This window comes from Desulfuromonadales bacterium, assembly GCA_035620395.1.
In the GTDB taxonomy this organism is placed as follows: domain Bacteria; phylum Desulfobacterota; class Desulfuromonadia; order Desulfuromonadales; family DASPGW01; genus DASPGW01.
This window is the reverse complement of the sequence record DASPGW010000144.1, coordinates 1-2,777: the sequence shown is the minus strand read 5'-3', so window position 1 is coordinate 2,777 and position 2,777 is coordinate 1. Positions and strand designations below refer to the sequence as shown.

The 2,777-nt window shown below is 62.5% G+C and carries 5 protein-coding genes; all 5 read left to right on the top strand.

Translation table 11 applies throughout. The features are described 5' to 3' along the window. A partial coding sequence (locus tag VD811_07955) for a phosphoglycerate mutase (GenBank protein HXV20903.1) occupies positions 1-315 on the top strand: 315 nt, incomplete at its 5' end. A gap of 76 nt (positions 316-391) precedes the next feature. Then, positions 392-616: a ferredoxin family protein gene (locus VD811_07950; protein ID HXV20902.1), complete on the top strand. Its 225-nt coding sequence runs from the start codon at positions 392-394 to the stop codon at positions 614-616. 22 nt (positions 617-638) lie between these two features. Beyond that, complete coding sequence (locus VD811_07945; GenBank protein ID HXV20901.1) at positions 639-1,706, top strand: 3-methyl-2-oxobutanoate dehydrogenase subunit VorB; 1,068 nt, start codon at positions 639-641, stop codon at positions 1,704-1,706. A 3-nt stretch (positions 1,707-1,709) separates the two neighbouring features. After that, positions 1,710-2,468, top strand: coding sequence for a thiamine pyrophosphate-dependent enzyme (locus tag VD811_07940; protein ID HXV20900.1), 759 nt, complete (start codon positions 1,710-1,712; stop codon positions 2,466-2,468). 79 nt (positions 2,469-2,547) lie between these two features. Continuing rightward, positions 2,548-2,777 (top strand): 2-oxoacid:acceptor oxidoreductase family protein (locus VD811_07935; protein ID HXV20899.1); only part of this gene is annotated, 230 nt, incomplete at its 3' end.

Genomic DNA, 2,777 nt, shown 5'->3' with positions numbered 1-2,777 from the left:
GAGGCGGCGCACGCCGGCAACCTCGACGACAAGATCCGGGCTATCGAACACTTCGACGAACTGGTGGTAGGTACCGTCCAGGCCGGCTTGCCGGCTCTTGGCGATCACCGCGTCCTGCTTCTGCCCGATCATCCGACGCCGGTCCGCAAAATGACCCACACGCCGGGTCCGGTCCCCTACGTTCTCTACGGCTCCGGCGGCGAATTCCCCCCGGCGGGCGGTGCCGCCTACAGCGAAAAGGAAGCCGCCGCCACCGGCATCATCGTCGATCCGGGTTTTCAGTTGATGCGGCGCCTGATCCGGGGGGAGGGGTGATTTGACGCCAGCGGCGCCGTTTTGTTACGATATGGAAGCCTAAGCACTCTGCGAACGAATCCCGAAAGGATTGCCAGTGCCGAAGATCGTTATCGATGAGGCGCGCTGTAAAGGTTGCGCACTCTGCACCATCGCCTGTCCCCGCAACCTGTTGCGTCTGAGCGAGAAGCTGACCCGTCAGGGGTTCCTGCCGGCGGAGATGCCGGAGGGGTGTGAGCAGGACTGCACCTCCTGCGCCCTCTGCGCGCAGATGTGCCCCGATGTGGCCATCACCGTTTATCGGCAGGAAAAAACGACGTAACGTCTGAGGAGGGCAGGAAGCTTTGCAAAAACGGCTCTTTGTCAAGGGAAACGAAGCGGTGGCCATGGGCGCTGTCGAGGCCGGCTGCCGCTACTACTTCGGCTACCCGATTACCCCCCAGAGCGACATCCCCGAATACATGTCCCGCGAACTGCCGAAGGTCGGCGGCACCTTCATCCAGGCGGAGAGTGAAATCGCCTCGATCAACATGCTGCTTGGCGCGAGCGCCAGCGGCGCCCGGGCCATGACCTCCTCTTCGAGCCCGGGGATTTCCCTCAAGCAGGAAGGGATCAGCTACATGGCCGGGAGCGAGCTGCCCGGCCTGATCGTCAATATTTCCCGTTCCGGACCCGGCCTTGGCGGTATCGACGCTTCGCAGGCCGACTATTTCCAGGCGGTCAAGGGTGGCGGCCACGGCGGTTACCGCCTCATCGTCCTGGCCCCGTATTCGGTGCAGGAGATGTATGACCTGACCATCCTCGCCTTCGACCTCTCCGATCGCTACCGCATCCCCGCCATGCTTCTCGGCGATTCGGTCATCGGCCAGATGAAGGAAGCCCTGATCCCGCATCCGTACCATCCCCCGGCGGATCTGCCGGCCAAGCCCTGGGCGGTAACCGGCAAGCTGGGCCGCAGCGACCAGCGGATCGTCAAGTCTCTCTACCTGGGCGACGGCGAGCTCGAAGCCCACAACTGGCGTCTGCATGAGAAATATCGCCTGCTCGGGGAGCAGGAAGTACGTTCCGAGGCGGTCGACGTCGAGGATGCCGCGCTGATCGTCACCGCCTTCGGCTCCACCGCCCGCATTGCCAGGACTGCCGTGCGCATGGCCCGGGAGGCCGGTCTGCGCGTCGGTCTTTTCCGCCCGATTACCCTCTATCCTTTTCCCGAAGCGGCCCTGCGCCAGATGACCGAAGGCTGCAAAAAAGTGCTGTGCATCGAGCTCAATGCCGGCCAGATGGTGGAGGATGTCCGGCTCTCGGTGGCCCGCGATGCCGAAGTCCGTTTCTATGGTCGGCCGCCCGGGGCAGGTTCGCTGCCGACCCCCGAAGAGCTCTGCGCGCAGATCCGCAAGCATTACGAGGCTTGAACCATGACGACGGCCCTGCAGAAAGTTTTCGATCGACCCGTTTCCCTCAAGGATGTGCAGACCCATTTCTGCCCGGGTTGCCAGCACGGCACCATTCACCGCCTGGTGGCCGAGGCGCTGGATCATTTCGCGGTGCAGGAGCGGACCATCGGCGTCGCCTCGGTCGGCTGCAGCGTCTTTCTCTACGGTTACTTCGATGTCGATGTCGTCGAGGCGCCGCATGGGCGGGCGCCGGCGGTGGCGACCGGCGTCAAACGGGTGCATCCGGACAAGATCGTCTTCACCTACCAGGGGGACGGCGACCTGGCCGCCATCGGCACCAGCGAAATCATCCACGCCGCCAACCGCGGCGAGGGGATGACGGTCATCTTCGTCAACAACACCACGTACGGCATGACCGGCGGCCAGATGGCTCCGACCACCCTGCCGCAGCAGAAGACCTCGACTTCACCCTCCGGCCGCAACGTCCAGACGGACGGTTATCCCATCCGCATGGCCGAACTGCTGGCCGTCCTTGACGGAACCGCCTACTCGACCCGGGTGGCGGTCAACTCGCCGAAGAACGTCCTGCAGGCCGGCAAGGCAATCCGACGGGCATTCCAGTATCAGGTGGAGTCGCAGGGATTCGCCTTTGTCGAGGTTCTTTCGGCCTGCCCGACCAATTGGGGGATGAATCCGCTCAAGGCCAACGAACGGGTCGGGAGCGAGATGATCCCCTATTTCCAGCTCGGAACGTTCAAGGACGTCGAAAAAACGTTTTAAGTTTCAGGTTTTTGGATTTAGGTTTTTTAACTCAAAGCCTAAAACATGAAACCTAAACCATGGATTTTCAGGAAAAATTATGACTTACGACGTCTTCATGGCCGGCTTCGGCGGCCAGGGAATCCTGCTGATCGGCAATCTGCTCGCCTATGCCGCCATTCGCGAAGGGAAAAACGCTTCCTATTTCCCCGCCTATGGGGTGGAAAAGCGCGGCGGCGCTGCCACCTGCACCGTTGTGGTCTCCGACGATGAGGTCGGTTCGCCGGTGATCGGCCGACCCGGCGCCGCCCTTATCCTCAACCAGCTCTC